The sequence below is a fragment of the Pseudomonas sp. 9AZ genome, from assembly GCF_902506525.1.
Lineage (GTDB): Bacteria > Pseudomonadota > Gammaproteobacteria > Pseudomonadales > Pseudomonadaceae > Aquipseudomonas > Aquipseudomonas peli.
Genome location: NZ_LR733840.1, coordinates 1,442,884 through 1,469,696 on the forward strand (window position 1 = coordinate 1,442,884; position 26,813 = coordinate 1,469,696).

Below are 26,813 nucleotides of genomic sequence, written 5' to 3' on the forward strand. Positions count from 1 at the left end.
CATGTTTATAGGTCATGGGCGGCCGACCCACGCAGATAGCAGCTACAGTGAGACAGGGTATCTGCAATGAAGTCTGCGAGGTCACCGCACCATGGTCAGGTTGTATGCACTGCTTTTCCTGCTGTCTTGCAGCGTCAACAGTTTCGCCCAGCCCCTGAAAGTCTGTACCAATGAATGGCCACCCTACACGCTCCTCGAAGACGGTCAGGTGCGCGGTATTGATGCTGATCTTCTGCACCTGGTACTGACAAACCTGAATATCAGTTACGACATTACGCTGGAACCATGGCGGCGCTGCTTGCGCAAGATGAGCGATGGCAAACTGGATATTCTGCTCGATGCGTTCTACAGCGACGAACGCGCCAAAGGCATGATTTTCCCCAATGAAGCCATGGCCGACAGCGCAATGGTGCTGTTCCACGCACGAGCACGCCCTCACCTGATCAACTCGGTGGACGATCTTGCCGGCTTGCGGGTTGGCACAGAACCCGGCTACGCCTACAGCAACCAAGCCTTCGCTAAGGGCACTCACTTTGTGCGTGAGGACGCCCCAACGCTGGACGCCAATATTGGCAAACTCCTGCTTGGACGCATTGATCTGGTGATAACTGACCGTGCCGTCGGCCTTTACACCGCCAAGACAATGGGCGCCGAGAATGCCATCGCCTACAGCCCGCAACCGCTGTACAGCGATCGGGTGTATGCCGCCTTCAGCAAACGGCCTGCCGTGGCAGCACTGGTGCCACGCTTCGAGAGCGAACTGCGACGCCTAAAAAGCAGCCCCGAGTACGCGGCAATACTGCGACGCTATCACCAAGAAATACCGGCTCAGACCGCCGAGCAGACCGACGCTCGCGCTGACTAGCGGCTCTGTTATACTCGGGCCTTCCCGCCAGGCTTGCGCCCGGATGCTAGCCCCCAGAGGCCAGTAGTACCGGACGGGATTACGCCCCCCAAGCGTGATTCAAGCCAGGCAATACACCCCATAGGGCTGCGCCCTCACTAGACAGGATTACACATGTCCTTTGCCTCCCTCGGTCTCTCCGAGGCTTTAGTCCGTGCGGTCGAATCCGCCGGCTACACCCAACCCACTCCGGTGCAACAGCGGGCCATCCCCGCCGCGTTGCAAGGCCGCGACCTGATGGTTGCAGCCCAGACGGGTACAGGTAAGACAGGCGGTTTTGCCCTGCCGATCCTTGAGCGACTGTTCCCCAACGGTCACCCGGATCGCGAACAGCGTCACGGCCCAAAGCAGCCGCGCGTCCTGGTACTGACACCGACCCGCGAACTGGCCGCCCAGGTGCATGACAGCTTCAAGCTGTATGCCCGCGATTTGAAATTCGTCAGCGCCTGCATCTTTGGCGGCGTTGGTATGAACCCGCAGGTCCAGGCCCTGGCCAAGGGCGTCGACGTCCTGGTGGCCTGCCCCGGTCGCCTGCTCGACCTGGCCAACCAGCGCGCCATCGACCTCTCGCACGTGGAAATCCTCGTCCTCGACGAAGCCGACCGCATGCTCGATATGGGCTTTATCCATGACGTGAAGAAGGTCCTCGCCAAGCTGCCAGCCAAGCGCCAGAACCTGCTGTTCTCGGCGACCTTCTCGAAAGACATCACGGATCTGGCCGGCAAGTTGCTGCACAACCCGGAGCGCATCGAGGTCACGCCGCCGAACACCACGGTCGAGCGCATCGAACAGCGTGTATTCCGCGTCCAGGCCAGCCACAAGCGCGCCCTGCTCGCTCACCTGATCACCGCTGGCGCCTGGGAACAGGTACTGGTGTTTACCCGTACCAAGCATGGCGCCAACCGCCTGGCCGAGTACCTGGATAAACACGGCCTGCCGGCTGTGGCGATCCACGGCAACAAGAGCCAGAACGCCCGCACCAAAGCCCTGGCTGACTTCAAGGCCGGCAAGGTACGCATTCTGGTAGCCACTGATATCGCCGCCCGCGGCCTGGATATCGATCAACTGCCGCACGTGGTCAACTTCGAGCTGCCGAATATCGAAGAAGATTACGTGCACCGCATCGGCCGTACCGGCCGTGCCGGGCGCAGCGGTGAGGCGATCTCCCTCGTAGCACCGGATGAAGAGAAGCTGCTCAAGGGCATTGAGCGCATGACCAAGCAGAAGATCGGCGACGGCGATCTGCTGGGTTTTGATGCCAGTACCGTTGAGGCTGAGCGGCCGGAAGTGCGTGAGCCGCAGAAGCCACGTCAACCACGCGGCGCCAAGCCGGAAGGCGAACGCCATGGCGGTGGCCGCAAGGACAAGGGTAAGGACAGCGGTCGCGACAACAACCGTAGCAAGCCACAGGGCGGCCGCAGCCAACAGCCGCGTGGCGCATCATCAAGCCGCGCCGCCGCGCCAGCCGTACCCGCACTCCCTCCGGACCGCGCGCCGGACGAGTTCCGCGACGATGAAATCGATAATTTCGGCAACCGTGCCGACTATGTAAGCCCGAACCAGAACAAGCAGCAGAACCGTGGCCGCCGACCCGGTGCGCCTGCAGCGCCAAGCGGCCCAAGCGCCAGTAATGGCGTTGGTCTGGGCGCTCGCCCGGCCAAACCGCCGCGTAGCAATGGCGGTGGCGCCAATGCTGGCGGTCAAGGCCGTCGTCAGGGCTCAGGCTCTGGTGGCCAGGGCGGTCAGGGCCGTAATGGCTCCGGCCGTGCGCGTCCGCCGCGCGACACCCGCACCACATCGCTGAACCGCGATGAGTTGCCACGCCAGGAAGCAGCGGTGAAAAGCCCGCGCGACAAGCAACCGGTGATTGTGCACAAAGGCTCGCGCCTGGACCGTTTCCCGACGCCGGAGCAGCTCGACGAATTGGCGAGCGCACGTCCGCGTGGCGAAAAGCCGGCCCTGCTGACACGCAACCGCGAAGAGTCATAGTCCGCTAGCCGTACACAAAAACGCCGCCCAATGGGCGGCGTTTTTGTTGGCAGGTCTAACCAGGCGGGTTATGCACCGCCTGACAGGCTTACTTGCGCACGCCTTCCACCGAGATGATCAGTTCAACGTCCTGAGACGCCGGGCCGAGGTCTTTCTGGATATCGAAGTCTTTCAGCTTCAGTTTGGTGCTGCCTTCGAAACCAGCACGGTAGCCACCCCATGGGTCCTTGCCTTCGCCGATGAACTTGGCGGCAATCACCACCGGCTTGGTCACGCCGTTGAGGGTAAGGTCGCCAGTAATGTCGGCAGTGCCTTCACCGGTTGATTTGACCGAGGTTGACGCGAAGGTCGCGGTTGGGTGCTTGCTGACGTTGAGGAAGTCACCGCTGCGGATGTGCTTGTCGCGCTCAGCGTGGTTGGTGTCGACGCTGGTGGTGTTCAGGGTGACATTGACCTTGCTGTCCTGCGGCTTGGCAGCGTCAAAGCTGAAGCTGCCGTCGAAGTCTTTGAACGTGCCGTACAGCCAGCTGTAACCCAAGTGGCTGATCTTGAAATTGACGAAGGCGTGTTGGCCTTGCTTGTCGATGGCGTAATCGGCCGCCATCGCCTGACCAGCGCCGATCAATGCGCCACCCAGTGCCAGGGCTACGAGGGTTTTCTTCAACATGGGCATGCTCCTTGTGAGTGTGAGATGGGGCCAGTCCAGCCCCGGAAACAGCAAACGCAACTAGCGACCGAACATCCGCGTGAGCGTACGGTCACGATCAATAAAGTGGTGTTTCAACGCTGCAAGCGCATGAACGCCTGCAAAAATCACCAGCGTCCACGCCAGATACTCATGCACCAGCCCGGCGACATCTTCCTGATCAGGAATGCTGGTCAAACTGGCTGGCACTTCAAACAGACCGAATACCGGAATGCCGCGACCGTCTGCCGTGGAAATCAGGTAGCCGGAAATCATCAGCACAAACAGCCCCAGATAAAGAAAGCTGTGGCCCAGCTTGCTGGCCATACGCGTCATCCGCCCATGGTTAGGCAGACTCGCCGGGGGCGGACTGAACCAGCGCCACAGCACCCGCGCCAGCATCACGGCAAACAGCAACAGGCCGATGCTCTTGTGCAGGTCCGGAGCCGTCTGACGCCAGCTGCTGTAGTAATCCAGCCCGACCATCCAGTAACCCAGGCCAAACAGACCGAAGACCACCACGGCGACCAGCCAGTGCATAAAGATGCTGACCAGCCCGTAGTGAGAAGAACTATTGCGCCATTGCATTACACACTTTCCGGAGAGAAGGACTAGAACCGCGAGTGGAGCAAGACTAGCAACAAACCTATCGACTAAAAGCGGAATTTTTCGCTTTGAAATATCGGGAAATACGATGCGTAGCCCTAATGCTTTAACTCAGCACGGTTAGTCTAGCGGCACACTGCAAAGTTCAGCGCACGGGCTACAGAAGGCAGAATAGAGCGGACCAGCGGGCGACCCGAGTCATCGTTTAGGGTTGTACCGTCCATCCACTGCAATGCTTCTGATAGGCTGGGTACAGATGAGTGTGAGCCGAGGAAGAAGTAAAGCGATGAGCCTGAATGACCAGTGGATGCAGCGTGACCTGAAAGTGCTCTGGCACCCCTGCACGCAAATGAAGGACCACGAGCAGCTGCCGTTGGTGCCGATCAAACGCGGCGAAGGCGTATGGCTCGAGGACTTCGATGGCAAGCGCTACCTCGACGCGGTCAGCTCCTGGTGGGTCAACGTATTTGGCCACGCCAACCCGCGGATCAATCAGCGCATCAAGGATCAGGTCGATCAGCTGGAGCACGTGATCCTCGCCGGCTTCAGCCATCAACCAGTGATCGAACTGTCCGAGCGCCTGGTCAAAATGACTCCGGCAGGCCTGGACCGGGTGTTCTACGCCGACAACGGTTCCTCGTGCATCGAAGTTGCGTTGAAGATGAGCTTTCACTACTGGCTCAACGTCGGCAAACCGGCGAAGAAGCGCTTCGTCACCCTCTCCAACAGTTACCACGGCGAAACCATCGCGGCGATGTCGGTAGGCGATGTGGCGCTGTTTACCGATACCTACAAAGCGCTGCTGCTCGACACCATCAAGGTGCCCAGTCCGGATTGCTATCACCGCCCCGACGGTATGAGTTGGGAAGAACATTCGCGCAATATGTTCCTGGCCATGGAACAAACCCTGGCCGAGAACCACGGCACCGTCGCTGCGGTAATCGTCGAGCCCCTGATACAGGGCGCCGGCGGCATGCGCATGTACCACCCGATTTACCTCAAGCTGCTGCGCGAAGCTTGCGACCGCTATGGCGTGCACCTGATTCATGACGAGATTGCCGTTGGCTTCGGCCGCACCGGGACGATGTTCGCCTGCGAACAGGCCGGCATCCGCCCAGATTTCCTCTGCCTGTCCAAAGCACTCACCGGTGGCTATCTACCGCTGGCCGCCTGCCTGACCACCGACGCGGTGTATCAGGCCTTCTACGACGACTACTCGACCCTGCGCGCCTTCCTCCACTCACACAGCTACACCGGCAACCCGCTGGCCTGCGCGGCGGCCCTGGCGACCCTGGATATCTTCGAGCAGGACAATGTGATCGAGGCCAACAAGGCCCTGGCCGCGCGGATGGCCAGCGCCACTGCACACCTGGCCGATCACCCGCAAGTCGCCGAAGTGCGCCAGACCGGCATGGCCCTGGCCATCGAAATGGTGCAGGACAAAGCCAACAAAACCGCCTACCCCTGGCAGGAGCGTCGCGGCCTCAAGGTGTTCCAGCACGCATTGGAGCGCGGCGCGCTGCTCAGGCCACTGGGCAGCGTGGTGTATTTCCTGCCGCCTTACGTGATCACCCCGGACCAGATCGACTTTCTCGCCGAAGTGGCCACTGAAGGCATCGACATCGCCACCCGCACCTCGGTCAGCGTGGCTCAAGGCAATGCCAACTACCCCGGCTTTCGCGATCCGGGCTAAGGCATTCACCCTCAGCCGGCTGTATGCGGCACGCCTGAGGCGTTAAGCTTGCCGCCTCAACTGTGCCGCTGCAGCGATCAATCCATGCGCCTTTCTCGTTTCTTTATCGATGCCCCCCTCTACCTCGGTCAGCACGAGCTGCCCGAAACCCAGGCCCACTATATCGGCCGCGTGCTGCGCCATACCGTGGGCGATGCCGTGCAATTGTTCGATGGCAGCGGTCAGGAATACCGAGGCGAGCTGATCGAAGTGGGCAAGAAAAGCGTACGCGTCGACTTGCGCGAAGCCTTGGCTGGCCAGGCCGAATCCCCTCTGCATATTCATCTGGGCCAGGGTCTGTCGCGCGGCGAGCGCATGGATTGGGCGATTCAGAAAGCCACCGAGCTTGGGACCAATGAAATCAGCCTGATCGTCAGCGAGCGCTGCGAAGTGCGCCTCAAGGATGAACGCGCCGACAAGCGCATGGCGCACTGGCGCCAAGTGGCGATCAGCGCCTGCGAGCAATGCGGTCGCTCGGTGTTGCCGATCATTCATCCGCCGATCAGCCTGAATGACTGGCTGGGGCAGGTAACCGCCGAACTCAAGTTGGTGCTGCACCCGGTCGCTGAGCCTTGGGCCAGCCATCCGCAGCCTCAGTCGCTGGCCTTTCTGATTGGCCCGGAAGGCGGTCTGAACGACAGCGAAGTTGCCTTGGCCAAGGCCCAGGGCTTCCACGCCGCCCGCCTCGGCCCGCGCGTGCTACGCACGGAGACTGCGCCGGTGGTGGCGTTAAGCGTCGCGCAGCAGTTGTGGGGCGATTTCTAAGCGCTACTTAAGGCCATAAAAAAGCCCGCTAGCGCGGGCTTTTTTGTTTAGCGTCAATCAGATCAACCCGGCATCCGCCAGCTTCTGCTCCAGCCCAATCAGGTCCGGAATCTTCAGCACGGCCTCGCCAAACTGCACCGCATCCAGCTCCAGCGGCGACAGGGCGGTATCGGCGCGCACCAGATCGGCACCGACCTTGATCGAGCGCGGAATACCCTGCACCAGCACAGCAATAAACTTGACGTTCGGCCGTCCACCCAAAGCATTGATCACCGCTACGCGCGAGCCGGGGCTGACGCTGACCTGGCCATCCGATGCCGCTTCGAACGACAACAGCGGTAGGCGTAGATCACGCCAGGCAATCTGCCCGAGGAACCAGCTGGGCATGCCTTCACTGGTCTGTGGCGCGCGATAAGGGATCAACTCGGCCACTGCCACGTTGGGCAGCAGCAGAGTACGGTCAGTCAGCGGCATCAACAGGCCGGTCAGGCTGTTGGCGCTGTTCTGCGTGGCGACGGCTTGGCTCATGAAAATTTCCTGTACAGGGCACAGCCCCAGATTAACGGCACTGCTCGGCCAGGTGATTGACCAGAGCTTCGGCCAGCTCACGCGGATCACCGCTGTGGCTGCTGTAGCCGGCTTCACGCAGGCTGTCCGGCATGCTTGGACAGGCACAGCTGTCTGCACGCTGGGTCCAGATCAAGCCACCCTGACGGCGCACATAAGCCGCCGCGGCACTGCCGTCACTGCCCATGCCGCTGAACGCAATGACGCCACTCATGGCGCCGAAATGCTGGGCCAGGTTAAGCATCATCTGGTCGATGGACGGGCTATAGGGTTCCGGCCAGCCACGCTCAGATATCTGCATCAGGGCATCATCACTGAAGCCCAGTTCGTGGCTGATCGGTACCACCACCACTTCACCGCAACGCACCGCGTCGCCATGTCGAGCCGGGTTCACATGCCACTGGCTGTGGCGCCCCACGGCTTGCGGCAGCGTGCTCTCGAAACTGGCATCAATATGCTGAGCGTATACAAAGCCCACCGGCAACCCGCCGGGCAAGGCATCGAGAAAGGCTTTTACCGCCGCAGGACCACCCAAAGAGGCAGCCAGCAACCACACTTGACGCGCCGGCTCGCCGGCCACCAGCGGGGTATCGGCCAGTGCAGCCGGCAGATCCAGGCGTGATGGACGTTGCGCTTCAGCCAGCAGGGCTTCTAGGCTTGGGCCGACGGCCTGAGACGGATCGCCCACCAGCTTCTTCAATTTGCCGAACAAGCGGCGTTCCCAGCGCGGGTAGTTTTCCGAATGACGCTCGGGGGCGTGGCCTTCGCCAAACAGCACCGGAGCCGAGGCGCTTTCCATCAGGCTGTCGACCAGCGGCAAATCTTCCGACTGCGCCAGGTCAACCAGCCACAGGTCAGTTTCGCAGGCGTTCAGGGTTTCCTGATCAAGACGCGCCGGGTCGCTGTTCATCACCACCTGGTAGCCGCTGCCGGTCAACGCTTGCTGCAGCACGTGGCGCTGCAGCGAGGTATCGGCAATCACCGCAATGCGGGCTGCAGTTTTCTCAGTCATTGCGGTTTACCGGGTGGCGACCCACCAGTTGCTGAATGGTTTCAAGCAACAAGGACTCCTGGTAAGGCTTACCAAGGTACTCGTTGACGCCGATGCTCATGGCCCGCTCACGGTGTTTTTCACCGGTACGCGAGGTGATCATAATGATCGGCAAGTCTTTCAAGCCATCATCGTGGCGCACCAGGGTGGCCACTTCGAAGCCGTCCATGCGGGGCATTTCGATGTCGAGCAGCATGATGTCGGGCTTGCGCTCCTGCAGCTGCGAAATGGCATCGACACCGTCCTTGGCGGTCAGTACGTTCATGCCGTTACGCTCAAGCAGACGGCTGGTAACTTTACGCACCGTGACTGAATCGTCGACCACCATGACAAGCGTCGGCCGATCCGCTTCGATCTCCGCTGCCGTAGCCGACTGCCTGAGCTGGCGTGGCTGCAGCTGAGTGAGCAAATGCGCATGCAGCACGCGAATGGTTGCGAGCAGGTCAAGAATGACCACCACGCGACCGTCACCAAGGATGGTCGCACCGGAAATCCCGTGTACGCCAGCAAACTGCGGACCGAGGCTCTTCACCACGATCTCGCGCGAACCAGCCAGGGAGTCGACCTGCACGGCCACGGCGTGCTCCTTGGAGCGCACCAGAATCACCGGCAGCGGCAGGCTCTGCCCCACCAGTTTGGGCTGCTGACCGTTGTTCAGCAGGTCGCCCAGATAGCGCAGCTCATAGCTCTGCCCGGCGTACTCGAAGCGCGGTGCATCGGGCGCGTAGTAGGCTTCCAGCTCATACGGGGAGACCCGCACAATACCTTCGATGGTGTTCAGCGGAATGGCGTAGAGGTCTTCACCCGACAACACCATCAACGCACGGTTGACCGACACGGTGAACGGCAACCGAATGGTGAACGTGGTACCCGTGCCTGGGATCGACTCGATGCTCATCGAGCCACCGAGCTGCTTGACCTCGGAGTGGACCACGTCCATGCCCACACCACGCCCGGAAATCTGCGTGACCTTCTCGGCGGTAGAGAAACCAGCCTCAAGGATAAACTGCAGTACTTCGTAGTCGGTCAGGTCGGCGTCAGCGTCCATCAAGCCGCGCTCGATGGCTTTGCGCCTGACCGCTTCCAGACGAATGCCGCCGCCGTCATCGGCCAGGGTCAGGACGATATCGCCACCCTCACGGCCCAGCGCCAAGCGGATAGTGCCCTGCTCCGGCTTACCGGCTGCGCGACGGACGTCAGCCGTTTCAATGCCATGGTCAACCGCGTTACGCAGCATGTGTTCCAGCGGTGCGACGATACGCTCGAGCACGGTACGGTCCATCTCACCATCGGCATTGCCGACGATAAACTCGACCTGCTTGCCCAGCTCACCGGAAATCTGCCGCACGATACGGCGTAGGCGCGGCACCAGACGGTCGAACGGCACCATGCGCGTACGCATCAAGCCTTCCTGCAGCTCGGAGTTGACCCGCGCTTGTTGCAGCAGCAGGGTCTCCGCATCGCGGTTACGCGCGGCAAGGGTTTCTTTCAGGTCGAGCAAGTCGGAAGCGGACTCAAACAGTGCGCGCGACAGCTGCTGCAGCTGTGAGTGTCGGTCCATTTCCAGTGGGTCGAAATCTTCATAGCCCATACGCTCGGCTTCAGCCTCAATACGGCTGAGGATCTGCGCCTGAGTTTCGGTGTCGAGGCGGCGCAACTGGTCACGTACGCGGTCGATGGTGGCTTCCATCTCACTCAGGGTGAAACCAAAGTCGCTGACCTGCTGCTCAACACGGCCACGGAAAATCGAGGTTTCACCGGCCAGGTTAACCAGACCTTCAAGCAGTTCGGCCGGCACTTTGACCAGTTCCTGTGGGGCACGACGCGAAGCGGCTTCCTGAGCGGCCTCTTCAGCGCGGCGCACGAACGGTAGCACCTTAGCCACCAGTTCCTGCGCTGGCATGGCACTGGCCGCAACAATGGGAGTGCTCAATTCCGGCATTCGCGCCGCTTGCTCGACCACGGGCTCAGGCGCTTGCAGGCTCGCGGAATCAGCCACCAGGCTATCATTCAGGCGCTGACGCAGCGCGTCGAGTTCCTGCTGCAAGCCTTCAAAACCCGACTGCACATCAACAAACAGACTCTGCGGCCACGGCGCACCCTGGGCTTGCGCTTCGGTCAGGTGTTGCTCGAGGCTGTGGGTGAGGTCGCCCAGACGCTTCTGCCCAGCCAGGCGTGCGCCACCTTTGAGGGTGTGCAGGATGCGCAGCATATCGTCGATGGCGGCGCCGTCTTCACGGTCAGCTTCCCAACGGCCGATGGCAACTTCCATGGCTTCCAACAGGTCGTCACCTTCCTCAAGGAAGATGTCGAGGATGTCCGATTCGGCATCGTCATCCTCTTCGGCCTCAGCGGCCTTAAGGGCCACCGCGGACGGCATGCTGAGCTGTTCATCCGGATTGCTGCGGAAACGCTTGATGGTTTCGATCAGCGCCTCGCCACTTGGTACGCCGCGCTTGCCGCGAACGGCTTCAAGCATCTCAGCCAGGCTGTCGTGACAGGCCTGAAGCAGCGTGAACAGGTCCTGGCTGGCGCGCAAACGCCCTTGGCCAAGGCCTTCGTAGAGGAATTCCAGCTCGTGGGCCAGATCACCGATTTCACGGATTTCGGCCATGCGTGCACCACCCTTGAGGGTGTGCAAATCACGCTGCAGCGACTCCAGCTCCAGGCTGTTGTTGACGTCGCCCATCCAGCGTTGCAACGCCGCACCGGCACTGTCGATGATGTCGAAACCTTCTTCGAGGAAGATTTCCACCAATTCAGGATCACGCTCATCATCCAATACAGCAGGCGCAGCAATAGCAACCGGTGCTGGCTCTAGCTCGGGAGCAGTGTCGAGAAGCTCGGCAGACTCGACTTCGCCTTCAACAACAGAGTCGACCCATGGCAGCTCATCGAGCTCTACGGCGGGCAATTCGAACGCGTCGATCTCCGTCGGCTCGGCTACCTGCGGCTCGCTATCCGCAGGCTCCTGCGGGGCATCGGCGAGGATACCGAAGTCGATCTCTTCTTCAATCTCTGGCAGCTCAGCAGGCTCAGGCTCTGCCAGATCAAACGACTCGATCATCGGCAGGGCTTCGGCTTCGGCTTCGGCTTCGGCTTCGGCTTCGGCTTCGGCTTCGGCTTCGGCTTCGGCTTCGGCTTCGGCTTCGGCAACAGGCTCTGAGGTAATAGAAGGCACTGGCAAGCTTTGCCCGCCACTCTGGCGGAAGCTGCGAATGGCTTCGATCAGCTCCAGCGGCGACGACATGGCGACGCGCGACTGCAGCTGCTCCAGCAGTTGCGCCAGGGAGTCATGGCTCTGCTGCAGCAGATTCGCCAGTGGTTGCGAGAAGCTGTAGCGGCGATCAACCAGACCTTCGTACAAGGATTCGAGTTCATGGGCGAGATCGCCAATCGGGCGAATCTCGGCCATGCGTGCACCACCCTTGAGGGTGTGCAGGTCTCGTTGCAGCGAGGACAGTGCCGCCTTGTTGTCCGTATCGGCCAACCAGCGCTCCAGCGCTTGACCGGCGCTCTCGAGGATATCGACTGCTTCTTCAAGGAAGATCGACACCATTTCCTCGTCGAGCGACTCGTACAGCGAAGCGACTGGTGCGTCGGCCAACGGCTTACTGGCGTCCTCGGTAACAGGTGCCGCCAGTTCTTCAACGTCCGGCAGATCAAGCTCAAGCGGCTCGGCCAATTCGTCCGGCGCGTCCTGACTGAGTGCTTCCAGCGTAGCCGTGGCGTCGGCAAGCTCGACGATCTCGATACCGGCGTCACCATTGTTGGACAGCAGTGCCAGGGTATTAGGGTCCAGCGCCTCCAACAGCAGGTTGCGCAGGGCCATTACGCGCTCGGGAGCACCGCTGACCTGCAGGCCGGCGGCCACCTGATCCATCATGCCAATCAGCGCTTCGTGGGCTTGTTCGGCTTCGCTAAAGAAGCGCTCGCTAACCGCCAGACGACCCTCCTCGACCGCACCATAGAGGTCGAGCAAGGCTTCGCAGAGCTCATCAATCTGCGGCAAATCGGCCATCTCGGCGCCGCGTCCCAGGGTGGTCAGTTCGTCCAGCAGAGAGGTCAACTCCTGACGCTCGGACGGGTGCTCGCGCCATTTGCGCAGCAAGTCTTCAGCATCCAGCAGGATGTCCATGCCTTCGGCAAGGAAGATGCTGATCATCTGCGGGTCGCGTTTCACGCCTTGATCGGTCTGCCGGCTATTTTCGGCGTGCTCGAGACGGTCACTGTGCAGCTTTTGTACGCGCTCAAGGAACTCAACCGCACCCGGCAAAACGGCCAGTGGCTGACTTTCCAGCTGTTCAAGACCCAGGCGGAAGAGTTTCTCCGCGCTGCTCAGCAGCTCCGCTTCGGCCAGGTCCATCGGGATCAAGTTGGTTTTGAATTCTTTAACCAGTTTTTCGAGCGGCGAAGCAATCTCGGCCACTGGTTGAATACCGGCCATCGAGGCGCTGCCCTTGAGGGTGTGCAGAGCACGCTGCAAGTCATCAGTGACCGGCTGCGGCAGTTCCTGAGCACAGTCAGCCAAGAAGCCGACCAGTGTATCGAGGTGCATTTCCGCTTCGTTACGGAAAATCTCCAGCAACTGCGGATCGAGCCCGTCTTCATCCTCAATAATTTCGCTGGTAGCTACTGGGCCGCCCTCGGGCTCCGCTACCAGCTCAACCGGGGCTTGAGGTTTTGGGAGGCTTCGGCCTTTGGCCAGGGCATGTGCCGTTGCAGCCAGGTGGTCGACATCGTCACGCTGACGTTGCGCTTTATTGGCAAATTCATCGACCAAGGACGGCATCAGCGCGACCACATCGGCGATGACCTGCTGCACGTCGGTACCCGGCTGAATGCTGCGATCAAGCACACGGTTGAGCAGGTTCTCAATCGCCCAACCCAACTCACCAATAACCAGGGCGCGAACCATACGGCCACTGCCTTTGAGGGTGTGGAACGCGCGACGGATCTCGGTCAGGGCATCCTTGTTTTCTGTGTCAGCACACCACTGCGGGAAGAATTCGCCAATGGTCTCCAGCACTTCTCCGACTTCTTCGATAAAGACTTCCAGCAATTCTTCATCAATCGGCTCTTCATCAGCCGGTGGCGGCAGCAGGCTGGGCGGCACATCATGAGCCGGCGGATTAATCGCCTGCACTGGAGCAGCCATCACATCGGCCATCGACAGCGCTTTTTCAGCCACAACGGGTTCTGGTTCTTCACTCACCAGAGCGCTGGGCAGCTCAACTTCGGGCAACTCGAGTGCAGCCAGTTCAGCTTCATTCCAGTTGGCCGGGCTGTCGCTTTCGTCCAGCTCAAAACTGCCGAGTTGCAGCTCTTCACCGGCGAAGGGTTGCTCCGGCTGAGACTCAGCCAGCGGCAGGGGGTCGGCATCGGGTAGGTCGATACTGAAATCAATCAGTTCAAGCTCGGCACTCGGCGCTTCAGACGCCCATTTGGCTTCGCTGGATGACGCGTCAATCGCCGTCGAATCCAGGCCAGCAAACTCCGCACTGAAATCGTCGGTCAGCTCCAAGCTCAACGGTTCTTCTGCAACCGGCTCTAAGTTGAGCTCAACTTCTACAGGCGCCTCAGGCTCGGCGCTGAGCACCTCCATATCGTCCAACGGATCAGCCAATGGTGCGAAGGACTCTATCGGCGGCTCAACTCGATCGAGAATCGACGGTTTTTCTTTCAGCGGATAACCCAGGCTTTCCAGGCTTTCCTCAGCCACGTCGAGAATCAGATCGCCTTGGGTCGCATGGTCTTCTGCCAAACGCTCAAGGTAGTACTCAACGCTGGTAATGGCGTCCGCCAGGGTGTCGAGGTTCTGCCAGTTGGGTACGGCCTTGCGCGCCAACAGCTGTTCCTGAATATAGCGGTTGCAGGCATTCAGCAGGTCGGCAGCACGCTGCAGCGGAATCATCGCCAGGCCACCACGCACCTGAGTCAGCAACTCAGGCACGCGGGCCAGGTGTTCGTGGTTCCACTGCGAGGCAATAAATTCAATGATCGCGTCTTTGGCCTGCTCCAGGCCGTTGCGCGCTTCCTTGATCACCAGTTGGTGAATTTGCGCCACGTCGGTGGTTGGCAGATGGCTTTCTTCGCGACCGCTATCCTGCGATGGACCGACCATACCGGCCAAGGTGGCTTCGACATACAGCAGCGCCCCAGCCACGTCCATCAAAACGGCATCGCTCGGCTCGCCTTGCCCCTTGGCAAGGCCACTGACAACATCAAGCTGATCGGCAATGACTTTGCGCGGCTGCCCAAAGCCCAATACCGCTAGGGTGTCGGCAATTTGCTTGAGTGGTGCTGCAAGGGCATCCAGGTCGGTGACCTGAGTGCGGTCGCTGCGCACAAATAGATCGAGACTATCCTTGACCCGCACCAGCTCTTCACACAATGCAGCCACCACCGAACGCATCGCATCGCGATCCGGACCGGCTAGGCGGGCACGCTCTTCGTCGACAACATCGTTGTCCGGCAGCGCATCGTCGAGGCGGTATTGCTCTTTGAGGGTGCGCACGCGCGGCGACTGCGCCGACGACTTGGCCACATAGAACAGCAGGTTCTTGCTCAGTTCGTCGGGAGCGGCCTGGTTAAGACCATCGGCGCCCTGCTCGAGCAGACGTTTGAGTTCCTTATCAACCTGACGCAACAAGGTGCGAATCGAGGTGCCGTTGGCCAAGCTGCCGTTGGCCAGACCTTCAACAACGCCCGATGCAATCTGCCATAACGGGCCGAGCGGCGAGTCCTTGCAGAGGTTTTCCAGGCGCGCGAACACCCGTGCCATGTAGCCCAGATTGGTCGGCAGGTCCTGGTTGCGGATTACCCCAACCAGAGCCATTTGCAGCATTTGCCGCAGCTTGCGCAGCAACACCGGCAGTTCGGCGGTACGCAGCTGGTCGATGGTTTCATGGGGCAGCGCTGGTGTGCGGCCGGACATATCCGGGGCAAACAGGCTGGTTTCCGAGAGTAGTTTTTCCCCTCGCGCAGCGCGCAGATCGTTGAGCAGTGGCAACACGACCATCGGCAGGTCGCGGCGGGCAGTCTGGATACGATCAAGGTACACCGGCAGCTGCAGAATCGACTGCATCAGCACTTCCAAGGCTTCACCCTGGTTGGTCACCCGGCCATCGATCAAAGCGCCGGCCAGCTGTTCCATTTCCTCAGCCAGTAGCGCCGCGCCGAAAAACTCGACCATCTGCAAGGTGCCGAGCACCTGATGCACATAGGTCTGGCAGAAACGCATGCGCGTGGCGTCCTGGGGGTTCTCGACGAACGCCTCCAGCGCCTGACGCGCCTGCTTCAGGGTTTCCGCGATCTCGCCCTTAACCCATTCCAGGGCGACATAATCGTGCCGATCACCCATAGCCACTCCACTCATAAACTTGGCTCTTCTGCCTTATCCCTTGCGGGTAAACGCCAGCACTCGCTCGTCGGCTACCGGGATCAACTCCGGATGCTGCCAACCTGCTACTTCGCCCACTCCCACCACCAGCAACCCCCCTGGCACCAGGCGCTCGGCCAGGCGGTTGAGGATCTCGCGGCGGCGCCAGCGACGAAAATAGATCAACAAGTTCTGACAAAAAATAACGTCCATTCCGGACATCGGTGCCTTGGCCAGCTCCAGCACATTGAGCCGGGCGCAACACACACGCGCGGCCAAATTCGGCACTACTTTGAAACGTCCATCGTCCTGAGCCAGAAAATAGCGCTGGCACAGATCGGCATCCAACTGCTCCAGACGGCGCGCACCATATTGACCATCGCGCGCCTTGCTCAGGGCATTCAGGCTGATGTCAGTACCTGTTACCCCGAAATGATCCGGATGTTCACTTTCACGCAACACTTCAGCCGCACTGATGGCCAGCGAGTAAGGCTCTTCGCCGCTGGCACAGCCAACACTCCAAAGCTCCCATGGCTGCGTCACACCCTGCTGCAAACGCTCACGCAAATAGCTTTCGAGCACTTCAAAGGAAGGACGATGACGAAAGAAACGGGTTTCCTGCACAGTCAGCCGATCCAGTAGGGTCGACCATTCCACCGCACCACGAGGACCATCAGTGACTTGCCGGTAATACGTGGCGTAGTCCATAACGCCCAGCTCGCGCATACGCGCACTCAGATTGGTCTGCAAAAACGCCCGCCGCCGTTCATTGAGAACGACACCGGTACGCTCCTCAAGCAGTGTCTGCCAGTCACGAAACTCCGTGGCTGTCATGTCTGCCAGAGGCTGCAAGGCCCAGACGCCTGACTGCATGTCGTGCCCCTCGCTCACGGCCATAGTCCTTGTGCGACAGGCCTTTCAGCCTGCCGCGCAGCACCTGATTACGCCTGTTCCCCACCCGGCAAGGTAAAGCCGGATACCGACTTACGCATCTCACTGGCCATCTTGGCCAGGTTACCAATGCTCTTGGCAGTGGCAGTGGTACCGGAGGAGGTTTGCGAGGTGATTTCCTGAATCACGTTCATCGTGTTGGAAATGTGGCCAGCCGACGATGCTTGCTGGCGAGCAGCGTTGGAGATGTTCTGAATCAAGGCCGCGAGGGTCTTGGAAACCTTCTCGATCTCTTCCAGTGCAACCCCGGCGTCCTGCGCCAGACGAGCACCGCGCACCACTTCGGAAGTCGTTTGCTCCATCGAGATAACGGCTTCGTTGGTGTCGGTCTGAATCGTCTTAACCAACGCTTCGATCTGCTTGGTTGCCGCAGAGGAACGTTCTGCGAGGCGTTGTACTTCGTCCGCTACCACGGCGAAGCCTCGACCCGCGTCACCCGCCATGGATGCCTGGATCGCGGCGTTCAGTGCGAGGATGTTGGTCTGGTCAGCAATGTCGTTAATCAGGCTAACGATGTCACCGATCTCCTGGGACGATTCACCGAGTCGTTTAATACGCTTGGAGGTGTCCTGGATCTGCTCACGGATATTATCCATGCCGGTGATGGTGTTGTGCACCACTTCGTTGCCCTTGTTGGCGATGGCTACGGAACGCTCTGCTACCGCAGAGGACTCCGAGGCGTTCGCCGATACCTGGTCAATCGACACGGCCATTTCGTTGATCGCCGCAGAGGCACCAGCAATTTCCTGTGCTTGGTGCTCGGAAGCCTCGGCCAGGTGCATCGCCGTGGCCTGGGTTTCCTGGGCTGCACCGGCTACCTGAACGGCGGTCAGGTTGATCGTGGCTACCAGGTCGCGCAGCTGGTCAATGGAGTAGTTGATGGAGTCAGCGATGGCACCGGTGAAGTCTTCGGTTACCGTCGCGGCTACTGTCAGGTCACCGTCTGCGAGGTCCGCGATTTCGTCGAGCAGTCGCAGAATCGCCGCCTGGTTACGTTCGTTCTTCTCGGCGGTGGACGCCAGACGACGGTTAGTTTCACGCACCATCACCAAGCCGATCAGGATGATCGAACCAAGCGCCAGAGCGCCAAGCACGTAACCGATCAGGGTGTTGATGGCACGACCGGTGGCCAGGTCATCAAAACCGACAGCCAGGTCGGAAGCTTTGTCCAACAAAGTCTGCGAGACAGTGAAGATCACGTTCGCCGACTCGCGCACCTGGAACAGTTCAGGCGAGGTTTCGAGAATCTCGTCTACAGAACCCGATACAAACTCGAACAGCTCGGAAATTTCCGCCAGACGTTCGAGGGCTTCCTCGTCGCTTACCTGGGTAATTTCCATGGCGGCGTTGCCTTCAAGCATGGCCGCCAATACACGGCCGAACAGGCTGGCATCACGACCAAACATGTCAGCGGCCTGAACCGAGTCCTGGTCACCGGCAAGTACCTTGTTTACCGAACCCAAGATACGTTCTGCCAGCAAGGATTGGCGCTGAGCCACCGAAACCTGAGCGGCTGGCGCACCGCTTTCCAGCAGGATATCGACGACTTCTTCGTACTCGACCTGCAGCTGTGGAATGGTTTCCGCCAGGGTGGCAGCTACCTGGTGCAGCGACAGTACGGTCTGTTCGTTGGCCAGAATGGCGTCGGTGTTCTGCCGCAGCGTATCCCAGTCCTGCTGCACAACAGCAATCTGAGGCTGCAGGGATTCTGGCGCTGCAGGCAGGCCGGTTTCCTCGTTACCGTCGGTCAGATAACCCCAGCGAGTCTGGAAATCGTTACGCGCATCACGCAGCAAGGCAAACGCTTCGGCCGTACCAGCCGCCGCTTCCGTAGAGTTTTTTGCGATACGCTGGGACAGCACGCGTAGCTCACCGGCGTGACCGATGTACTCCGTGTCGTAGTTGGATTGAGTGTTGATGTAGGCGAAGTTGGCGAACAACAGCACGATCGAAACGATCAGGACAATAAACAGCCCTGCGATCAATGTGCTACTGCGCGCACCTGCTAACAAATTACCTGCATTTAGTTTTTTCATTTACTGGCCCCCGCCTGGACCGACCGCACTACGGTTCCCATGTAACGCCAAAAGGCCGGCAACGCCGACCCCACCGATAAACTGTTAATACGCCACGTCGAGAAAACCCGGGTTTTGGGCCAGCGCGTGTGGGCTGAACACCAACCAAGGCTGTTCACGTTGAAAGACTCCGTGGATAAAGGGTGCTATGGACGCCTCGAGCGGCGGCAGCTGCTCAGAGAAGGTATCCACAGGAAAATGCTGCATGCCAAACACTTCATCGACCGTCAGGCCAGCAAAGACTTCCTGGTGATCAACCACCAGCACGCGACGCTTCTTGCGCAGTGGTGACAACTCATTGCCGAAGAAACCACACAGATCCATCACTGGCAGCAAGCGACCACGCACGTTGGCCACGCCCTTGACCCAGCTTTTTACGCCAGGCAGCAAGGTATGCCGCGGCTCATGCAAAACCTCACCCACTTCGCCCATGGGCGCGACAAAAAAACGCTCGCCCATACGGAAGCCAATACCGCTCCATGTCTGCACGACCGCTTGCTGCGAAGGCAAGCCAGCAGCGAGCGAACGACAGAGCCTGTCGATATCCTGAAGAGTTTGAAACGGGGTTTGCGCGTCCGACATGCCAGCTGCGGCCTTATTCTTTTTTAATTGCGGACTGATCGGGTTTAGCCGGCCAATACCGCATTCAAGGTTTTAACCAGAGTGTCTTCATCAACTGGCTTGGTCAGGTAATCCTTCGCACCCTGGCGCTTACCCCAGACCTTGTCGGTTTCCTGATCCTTGGTGGTCACGATGATTACCGGGATGTGGCTAGTGTCCGCATCCTTGGTCAGCTGGCGAGTCGCCTGAAAGCCATTCAGGCCAGGCATGACGATGTCCATCAGCACGGCGTCAGGCTTTTCCTGACGCGCCAGGGCAACGCCGTCCGCACCATTTTCCGCTTTCAGTACCTGATGGCCGTGCTTTTCCAGCATAGCGGTCAGTTTGTACATCTCAGTCGGCGAGTCATCAACAATCAGAATTCGAGCCATGGTGTTTCCCAATACTTTAAAAAGGCGTACGACTGTTTAGCCGGACGTCAGGAGGCTTGCTCCACCGGTACAAAGTCCGGCACATGAGCTTTGATCGCACCGAGCAACTCTTCTTTGCTGAAAGGTTTGGTCAGATACTGATCAGAGCCGACAATGCGCCCCTTGGCTTTATCGAACAAACCGTCTTTGGAAGACAGCATGATCACCGGGGTGGATTTGAAAGCGCTGTTGTTCTTGATCAAGGCACAGGTCTGATAGCCATCGAGCCGCGGCATCATAATGTCGACAAAAATGATGTTCGGATGGGTATCGGCGATCTTTGCCAAAGCATCGAAGCCGTCAACTGCGGTAATTACATCGCAGCCCACCTTTTTCAGCAGGGTTTCCGCGGTACGACGAATCGTTTTCGAATCGTCGATCACCATTACCCTCAAACCCTCGGAATGCTGTTCCATGTTTGCCCTACCATCGCCTCGGTGAGTCGTTATTTTTGCGTTATATCAGTGCGCCTGAGGCCCTGTCACCGACGGGCTACAACCCAATCGTCGGGCCTTTTTAGCACACTCTCCTGATGCAATCTATAAGCCGCACGGGGCCAAGGTTTTTCCTTGACCACCCGACTTGTCAGCGCCACCCTGACGCCACATCACGTCTTAGCACACTTTAATCGCTGCCATTTTACGGAGAACACCGCCATGAGCGTCCGCCTCGGCATTGTCATGGACCCCATCGCCCAGATCGCCTTCAAGAAGGACAGCTCGCTGGCCATGTTGCTGGCCGCCCAAGCGCGCGGCTGGACCCTCTTTTATATGGAACAGAAAGACCTCTACCAAGCCAAAGGCCAAGCACGCGCTCGCCTGTCAGAGCTTAGCGTATTCAACGACCCCCAGCGCTGGTTCGAACTCGGCGCCGAGCAGGACATCGCCCTAAGTGACTTGGACGTGATCCTGATGCGTAAGGATCCGCCCTTCGACAATGAGTTCGTCTACTCCACCTACCTGCTGGAGCAAGCCGAGGATGCAGGGGTTCTAGTCGTCAACCGTCCGCAAAGCCTGCGCGACTGCAATGAAAAGTACTTTGCCACCCAGTTCAGCCAATACACGCCGCCGACCGTAGTCAGCCGCAGGGTCGACATTCTGCGCGAGTTTGCCAAAGAGCAGCGTGACATCATTCTCAAACCCCTCGATGGTATGGGCGGATCGATGATATTTCGTCATCGCGAAGGTGATCCCAACCTGTCCGTGATTCTCGAGACGCTGACCAACCACGGCCAGCAGCAGATCATGGCCCAGGGTTACCTGCCGGCAATTAAGGATGGCGACAAGCGCATCCTGATGATTGATGGTGAGCCTGTGCCATATTGCCTGGCGCGTATTCCTGCCGCTGGAGAGACGCGTGGCAACCTCGCCGCCGGCGGACGCGGTGAAGCCAGACCGCTGACCAATCGCGACCGTGAAATCGCCGCTGCCGTCGGCCCGACCCTGCGCGAGAAAGGCCTACTGTTTGTCGGCCTGGACGTAATCGGCGAGCACCTAACCGAGATCAACGTAACCAGTCCGACCTGCATCCGCGAGATCGACGCCGCCTTCGATACCCGCATCGGCGAGCAGCTGATGGACAAGATTGCAGAGAAGCTCAATGCGCGCAGTGCTTCATAGACTTTTCCATGCACCCTCGGCAGACTGCGCGGCAACCTGAGCAGACCCGAAACGCGATGAACGCAGCAGCCCAACTCCCTGAACTTTCCAGCGCCGGCGTAAAGCCGGCGGACCGCCTGGGCTTTACGCTGTTCCTCGCTGCCGTACTGCATGCCGCGCTGATCCTCGGCCTGGGCTTTACTTTGGCCGAGCCGAGCCAAATCAGCAAAACCCTGGAAATCACCCTGTCCACCTTCAAAAGCGAAGAAAAGCCCAAAGAGGCTGACTTCCTCGCCCAGGACAACCAGCAAGGCAGCGGCACCCTGGAACACAAGGCAGCGCCAAAGACCACCGAGCAGGCGCTGTTTCAAGACAGCGAAGTCAAACGCATCACCCCGCCCGCTGCCCCTCAGCAACCAGCAGTTCGCCAGGAAGCACCCAAGGCCGCCGTTGCCACGCGCACCCCGCAACAACAGAAAACCCCGGTCAAACGCGAAGAAGCCAAGCCCACTCCGCAAGCCCGGCCAGCGCCGGTGTTCGACAGCGCGCAACTGTCTTCGGAAATCGCCAGCCTGGAAGCCGAACTGGCCCAGGAAGTTCAGCAATACGCCAAGCGCCCGAAGATCCACCGCCTCAACGCCGCCTCAACCATGCGCGACAAAGGTGCCTGGTATAAAGATGAGTGGCGCAAGAAGGTCGAGCGGGTCGGCAACCTCAACTACCCGGATGAAGCGCGCCGCCAGGGTATTTATGGCAGCCTGCGCCTGCTGGTGTCGATCAACCGTGACGGCACCCTGTACGAAGTGCAGGTACTGGAATCCTCCGGCCAGCGCACGCTCGACCAGGCCGCCCTGCGCATCGTACGCCTGGCCGCGCCGTTCGCACCGTTTACTGGCGACCTGGCCGATGTCGACCGCCTGGAAATCATCCGCACTTGGCGCTTCGAACGCGGCGACCGCCTGTCGAGTAACTGATCAGGCAGACTTTTACCGGCCGCAACAAGCGCAGCGCTTGAAGCCAATGGCCTGAAGCCTGAAACTAACGCCCATGAAAGACGCCAGCCCTAGCTACCTTAAGCATCACTTCCTGATCGCCATGCCGCACATGGCCGATCCGCATTTTGCGCAGACTGTCACCTACCTGATTGATCACAACGAGTACGGCGCCATGGGCCTGGTGATCAACAAGCCCAACGGCCTCAACCTGGCCGACGTGCTTGAGCAATTGCGCCCGGATGAAGAGCCGCCGGCGCTGTGCCAGAGCTTGCCGATCTTTACCGGCGGCCCAGTGCAGACTGACCGCGGTTTTGTCCTTCACCCCAGCGGTCCGCAGTTTCAGGCCACCCTGGAGTTGGGCGAGCTGGGCCTGTCGACCTCGCAAGACGTGCTGTTCGCCATCGCCGACGGTACTGGCCCGGAGAAATACCTGATCACCCTCGGCTATGCCGGCTGGGAAGCTGGACAGCTGGAAGCCGAGCTGGCCGACAACGCCTGGCTGACCTGCCCGGCTGACAACAGCATTCTGTTCGAACTGCCCTTTGACCAACGCTTGAACGCCGCGGCTGCGCGCCTGGGTGTCAACCTCAGTTTGCTCACCTCACAAGCCGGGCACGCCTGATGGCCGAGGCGAATACAAAGCCACTGCGCCTGCTGCTGGGCTTCGATTACGGCAGCAAACAGATCGGCGTTGCGGTCGGCCAGGTGATCACCGGCCAGGCCCGCGAGCTGTGCATCCTCAAGGCGCAGAACGGCGTGCCGGACTGGCAGAAAGTTGAAGCGCTGATCAAGGAATGGCAGCCGGACGCCATCGTCGTCGGCCTGCCACTGAACATGGATGGCACGAAAAGCGAGATGAGCGACCGCGCCGAGAAATTCGCCCGCCGCCTTAACGGCCGCTTCAACCTGCCCGTGCACACCCACGACGAACGCCTGACCACTTACGAGGCCAAGGGCCAGCGCCTGCAGCAAGGACAGAACAGCGGCTACCGCGAGCGCCCAGTCGACGCACTCGCAGCCGCCCTGCTGCTGCAAGGCTGGCTTGAAGAAAATTGCCTGGGCTGACGCCTACTAAGATTGCATCTGGAGTGTTGCCATGAGCTTACCCAACCCGGCCGAACTGCTACCGCAAATGGCCGCCGCCCTGACCAGCCACCTGAATCAGCGGCAGATCAACGAACCGCGCTTTATCGGCATCCGCACTGGCGGCGTCTGGGTTGCTCAGGCGCTACTGGAAGCCCTGGGCCGCGACGATGCGCTGGGCATTCTCGATGTGTCCTTCTACCGTGACGACTTCACCCAGAACGGCCTGCACCCGCAGGTGCAACCTTCCGAGCTGCCGTTCGAGATCGAAGGCCAGCACCTGGTGCTGATCGACGACGTGCTGATGAGCGGCCGCACCATCCGCGCCGCACTAAATGAATTGTTCGATTATGGCCGCCCGGCCAGCGTGACCCTGGTCAGCCTGCTTGACCTCAATGCCCGCGAGCTGCCGATCCGTCCGGACGTGGTCGGCGCCACCCTGTCGCTGGAAGGCGACCAGCGGGTAAAATTGTCCGGCCCCACGCCGCTGACCCTCGAACTCCAGACGCTTGCCCACTGAGACTCGCCAGATGACGACCATAGCCGCCAAGCGCCCGCTGCAACTGAATGACCAAGGCCAACTGCGCCACTTCCTGTCCCTCGACGGTCTGCCCCGCGAGTTGCTGACGGAAATCCTCGATACTGCCGACTCATTCCTCGAAGTCGGCGCGCGCGCGGTGAAAAAAGTCCCGCTGCTGCGCGGCAAGACCGTGTGCAATGTGTTCTTCGAGAATTCCACGCGCACCCGCACCACCTTCGAGCTGGCGGCCCAGCGCCTGTCGGCCGACGTGATCAGCCTCAACGTATCGACCAGCTCAACCAGCAAGGGCGAAACGCTGTTCGACACTCTGCGCAACCTCGAAGCCATGGCCGCCGACATCTTCGTCGTGCGCCATGCTGATTCCGGCGCAGCGCACTTTATCGCCGAGCATGTGTGCCCGAACCTGGCGATCATCAACGGCGGCGACGGCCGTCACGCCCACCCGACTCAGGGCATGCTCGATATGCTGACCATTCGCCGGCATAAAGGCAGCTTCGAGAACCTCTCGGTGGCTATCGTCGGCGACATCCTCCATTCGCGAGTGGCACGCTCGAATATGCTGGCGCTGAAGACACTCGGTTGCCCGGATATCCGCGTAATTGCACCAAAGACCCTACTGCCGGTCGGCATCGAGCAATACGGCGTGACCGTTTACAGCGACCTCGCCGCCGGCCTCAAGGACGTCGATGTGGTGATCATGCTGCGCCTGCAGCGTGAACGCATGACCGGCGGCCTGCTGCCCAGCGAAGGCGAGTTCTACCGCCTGTTCGGCCTGACTGAAGAGCGCCTCAAATTGGCCAAGCCGGACGCATTGGTCATGCACCCGGGGCCGATCAACCGCGGCGTGGAGATCGAGTCGGCAGTGGCCGACGGACCGCAGTCGGTGATTCTCAACCAGGTCACCTACGGCATTGCCATCCGCATGGCCGTACTGTCCATGACCATGAGCGGGCAAAACGCCCAGCGCCAACTTAATCAAGATGCCGAGGAGCAGAACTGATGCGTATCCGTATCCTCGGAACCCGTGTTATCGATCCCAGCAGCGGCTTCGATCAACTTGCCGATATCTATATCGAAAGCGGCAAGATTCTCGCCATCGGCCAGATTCCTGCCGGCTTCGTCGCCGAGCAGAGCATCGACGCCCAAGGCCTGATCGCCGCACCTGGCCTGGTCGACCTTAACGTCGCCCTACGCGAGCCTGGCTATAGCCGCAAAGGCAGCATCGCCACGGAAACCCTCGCCGCAGCCGCCGGCGGCGTCACCAGCCTGTGCTGCCCACCACTTACCAAGCCAGTGCTGGATACCCCGGCAGTGGCCGAGCTGATTCTCGACCGCGCCCGCGAAGCCGGGCACACCAAGGTGTTCCCGATTGGCGCCCTGAGCAAAGGCCTCGAAGGCGAGCAGCTGGCTGAGCTGGTAGCCCTGCGCGACGCCGGCTGTGTGGCCTTCGGCAACGGCCTGGACAGTTTCCGCAATAACCGCACCCTGCGCCGCGCCCTGGAATACGCAGCCACCTTCGACCTGACGGTGATCTTCCATTCTCAGGATCACGACCTGGCTGAAGGCGGCCTGGCCCATGAGGGCGCCACCGCGAGCTTCCTTGGCCTACCGGGCATTCCGGAAACCGCGGAAACTGTGGCCCTTGCCCGCGACCTGCTGCTGGTCGAGCAGACCGGCGTGCGTGCGCACTTCAGCCAGCTGACCAGCGCGCGTGGCGCCCAGCTGATCGCCGACGCCCAGGCCCGTGGTCTGCCGGTTACGGCCGATGTAGCCTTGTACCAGCTGATCCTCACCGATGAAGCGCTCAGCGACTTCTCCAGCCTGTACCACGTGCAACCACCGCTGCGCACCGCTGCTGACCGCGATGGGCTGCGCGCCGCCGTGAAAAGCGGGGTGATCTCGGCCATTTCCAGCCACCATCAGCCGCATGAGCGCGACGCCAAGCTGGCACCCTTCGGTGCCACCGAGCCCGGCATCAGCAGCGTGCAACTGTTACTGCCGCTGGCCATGAGCCTGGTACAAGATGGCCTGCTCGACCTGCCCACCCTGCTCGCTCGCCTGAGCAGTGGCCCGGCGCAAGCGCTGCGTCTGCCGGCTGGCAAATTGAGCGTGGGCGCTCCCGCCGACCTGCTGCTGCTTGATCCTCAAGCCTCGACGCTGGCTGGGGAGAGCTGGTATTCGAAAGGTGCTAATTGCCCGTTTATCGGCCACTGCCTGCCGGGCGCCGTGCGTTACACCCTGGTAGATGGGCATATCAGCTACCAGGCGTGATGCCTCATGCCACAAAAAAGCCCGCCAATTGGCGGGCTTTTTCTTGCCTGAACCTTAGCTGCGTTCGGCGTTCTTGATCGACACCTGGGAGTTCAGCGTCCAGAAGTCATACAGCACACCGAGCAGGAACAGACCACCCGTAAACAGGTAGATGATCCCGGTGATCCACTTACCTTGGTACATGCGGTGCACACCGAAGATGCCGAGGAAAGTCAGCAAGATCCAGGCGACGTTGTAATCAGTATCGCCGGCGGTAAAGCGCAGATCGGCTTCGCGATCCATCGCCGGAATCAGAAACAGGTCGACGATCCAGCCAATAAACAGCAGGCCGAAGGTGAAGAACCAGATGGTTCCGGTTACTGGCTTGCCGTAATAGAAACGGTGCGCGCCGAGAAAACCGAAAATCCACAGCAGATAGCCGATAAGTTTGCTGTGCGTGTCCTGTCGCTGCATAGGTGTGCCTCCTGATGGCTGGTCTCACTTTGACGCCACACTCTACGCAAGGTTCGCTGCCCTGGGAAATCCACGGCACGTTCAGTCATCCCAACGCTTGATGCCTGCTGAAGATTGCTAAATACTGTATGCATA

At 60.3% G+C, this 26,813-nt stretch carries 22 protein-coding genes; 11 read left to right on the forward strand and 11 right to left on the reverse strand.

Annotated features, from left to right (window positions below; genetic code table 11):
* The first annotated feature begins 91 nt into the window (after positions 1-91).
* Positions 92-865: an ABC transporter substrate-binding protein gene (locus ALTER154_RS06770; RefSeq protein WP_160085781.1), complete on the forward strand. Its 774-nt coding sequence runs from the start codon at positions 92-94 to the stop codon at positions 863-865.
* Positions 866-1,018: 153 nt separating this feature from the next.
* Positions 1,019-2,893, forward strand: coding sequence for a DEAD/DEAH box helicase (locus ALTER154_RS06775; RefSeq protein WP_160085782.1), 1,875 nt, complete (start codon positions 1,019-1,021; stop codon positions 2,891-2,893).
* A gap of 88 nt (positions 2,894-2,981) precedes the next feature.
* Here the strand turns inward: ALTER154_RS06775 and ALTER154_RS06780 are convergent, their stop codons facing one another.
* A complete protein-coding gene (locus ALTER154_RS06780; protein ID WP_090250063.1) occupies positions 2,982-3,560 on the reverse strand; it encodes a YceI family protein in 579 nt (192 codons plus the stop codon).
* 60 nt (positions 3,561-3,620) lie between these two features.
* The gene (locus ALTER154_RS06785; protein WP_160085783.1) at positions 3,621-4,166 is read right to left on the reverse strand and encodes a cytochrome b; all 546 of its coding nucleotides are present in this window, start codon (positions 4,164-4,166) and stop codon (positions 3,621-3,623) included.
* A gap of 304 nt (positions 4,167-4,470) precedes the next feature.
* Here ALTER154_RS06785 and ALTER154_RS06790 point away from each other — a divergent pair, with 304 nt between their 5' ends.
* On the forward strand, positions 4,471-5,877 hold the full coding sequence (locus ALTER154_RS06790) for an adenosylmethionine--8-amino-7-oxononanoate transaminase (protein WP_160085784.1): 1,407 nt from the start codon (positions 4,471-4,473) through the stop codon (positions 5,875-5,877).
* A gap of 84 nt (positions 5,878-5,961) precedes the next feature.
* Positions 5,962-6,681, forward strand: coding sequence for a 16S rRNA (uracil(1498)-N(3))-methyltransferase (locus ALTER154_RS06795; RefSeq protein ID WP_160085785.1), 720 nt, complete (start codon positions 5,962-5,964; stop codon positions 6,679-6,681).
* Between the two features lie 57 nt (positions 6,682-6,738).
* Here ALTER154_RS06795 and ALTER154_RS06800 read toward each other — a convergent pair whose 3' ends face one another.
* From ALTER154_RS06800 to pilG, 8 genes are all read right to left on the reverse strand, one after another.
* The gene (locus ALTER154_RS06800; RefSeq protein WP_160085786.1) at positions 6,739-7,209 is read right to left on the reverse strand and encodes a chemotaxis protein CheW; all 471 of its coding nucleotides are present in this window, start codon (positions 7,207-7,209) and stop codon (positions 6,739-6,741) included.
* Between the two features lie 31 nt (positions 7,210-7,240).
* Entirely contained in the window at positions 7,241-8,260 is a 1,020-nt protein-coding gene (locus tag ALTER154_RS06805; RefSeq protein ID WP_090250076.1) for a chemotaxis protein CheB, read from the reverse strand.
* Positions 8,253-15,662 carry an Hpt domain-containing protein gene (locus ALTER154_RS06810; protein WP_160090044.1) on the reverse strand — a complete coding sequence of 2,470 codons (7,410 nt, stop codon included), beginning with the start codon at positions 15,660-15,662 and terminating at the stop codon, positions 8,253-8,255. The genes ALTER154_RS06805 and ALTER154_RS06810 overlap by 8 nt, the downstream gene beginning before the upstream one ends.
* 33 nt (positions 15,663-15,695) lie before the next feature.
* Positions 15,696-16,553 carry a protein-glutamate O-methyltransferase gene (locus ALTER154_RS06815; RefSeq protein ID WP_160090046.1) on the reverse strand — a complete coding sequence of 286 codons (858 nt, stop codon included), beginning with the start codon at positions 16,551-16,553 and terminating at the stop codon, positions 15,696-15,698.
* 68 nt (positions 16,554-16,621) lie between these two features.
* Positions 16,622-18,667: a methyl-accepting chemotaxis protein gene (locus tag ALTER154_RS06820; RefSeq protein ID WP_160085787.1), complete on the reverse strand. Its 2,046-nt coding sequence runs from the start codon at positions 18,665-18,667 to the stop codon at positions 16,622-16,624.
* A gap of 84 nt (positions 18,668-18,751) precedes the next feature.
* Positions 18,752-19,288 carry a chemotaxis protein CheW gene (locus ALTER154_RS06825; RefSeq protein WP_090250084.1) on the reverse strand — a complete coding sequence of 179 codons (537 nt, stop codon included), beginning with the start codon at positions 19,286-19,288 and terminating at the stop codon, positions 18,752-18,754.
* Positions 19,289-19,332: 44 nt separating this feature from the next.
* Positions 19,333-19,698, reverse strand: coding sequence for a twitching motility response regulator PilH (gene pilH, locus ALTER154_RS06830; protein WP_090250086.1), 366 nt, complete (start codon positions 19,696-19,698; stop codon positions 19,333-19,335).
* Between the two features lie 47 nt (positions 19,699-19,745).
* Entirely contained in the window at positions 19,746-20,153 is a 408-nt protein-coding gene (gene pilG / locus ALTER154_RS06835) for a twitching motility response regulator PilG (RefSeq protein WP_069516374.1), read from the reverse strand.
* Between the two features lie 240 nt (positions 20,154-20,393).
* Between pilG and gshB the strand changes: the two genes are divergently transcribed.
* The 7 genes from gshB to ALTER154_RS06870 all read left to right on the forward strand — a co-directional run bounded on the left by gshB (position 20,394) and on the right by ALTER154_RS06870 (position 26,225).
* Complete coding sequence (gshB, locus tag ALTER154_RS06840; RefSeq protein ID WP_160085788.1) at positions 20,394-21,356, forward strand: glutathione synthase; 963 nt, start codon at positions 20,394-20,396, stop codon at positions 21,354-21,356.
* Between the two features lie 56 nt (positions 21,357-21,412).
* Positions 21,413-22,309 carry an energy transducer TonB gene (locus ALTER154_RS06845; protein ID WP_160085789.1) on the forward strand — a complete coding sequence of 299 codons (897 nt, stop codon included), beginning with the start codon at positions 21,413-21,415 and terminating at the stop codon, positions 22,307-22,309.
* Positions 22,310-22,382: 73 nt separating this feature from the next.
* Complete coding sequence (locus ALTER154_RS06850) at positions 22,383-22,952, forward strand: YqgE/AlgH family protein (RefSeq protein ID WP_160085790.1); 570 nt, start codon at positions 22,383-22,385, stop codon at positions 22,950-22,952.
* Positions 22,952-23,395 (forward strand): Holliday junction resolvase RuvX, encoded by a 444-nt coding sequence (gene ruvX / locus ALTER154_RS06855; protein ID WP_090250097.1) that lies wholly within the window; start codon positions 22,952-22,954, stop codon positions 23,393-23,395. The genes ALTER154_RS06850 and ruvX overlap by 1 nt, the downstream gene beginning before the upstream one ends.
* A gap of 31 nt (positions 23,396-23,426) precedes the next feature.
* Positions 23,427-23,933 carry a bifunctional pyr operon transcriptional regulator/uracil phosphoribosyltransferase PyrR gene (gene pyrR / locus ALTER154_RS06860; protein WP_160085791.1) on the forward strand — a complete coding sequence of 169 codons (507 nt, stop codon included), beginning with the start codon at positions 23,427-23,429 and terminating at the stop codon, positions 23,931-23,933.
* A 10-nt stretch (positions 23,934-23,943) separates the two neighbouring features.
* Positions 23,944-24,954: an aspartate carbamoyltransferase catalytic subunit gene (locus tag ALTER154_RS06865; protein ID WP_090250101.1), complete on the forward strand. Its 1,011-nt coding sequence runs from the start codon at positions 23,944-23,946 to the stop codon at positions 24,952-24,954.
* Positions 24,954-26,225 carry a dihydroorotase gene (locus tag ALTER154_RS06870; RefSeq protein WP_160085792.1) on the forward strand — a complete coding sequence of 424 codons (1,272 nt, stop codon included), beginning with the start codon at positions 24,954-24,956 and terminating at the stop codon, positions 26,223-26,225. The genes ALTER154_RS06865 and ALTER154_RS06870 overlap by 1 nt, the downstream gene beginning before the upstream one ends.
* Positions 26,226-26,279: 54 nt before the next feature.
* Here ALTER154_RS06870 and ALTER154_RS06875 read toward each other — a convergent pair whose 3' ends face one another.
* Positions 26,280-26,678, reverse strand: coding sequence for a TM2 domain-containing protein (locus ALTER154_RS06875; RefSeq protein ID WP_090250106.1), 399 nt, complete (start codon positions 26,676-26,678; stop codon positions 26,280-26,282).
* Between the last annotated feature and the right edge of the window lie 135 nt (positions 26,679-26,813).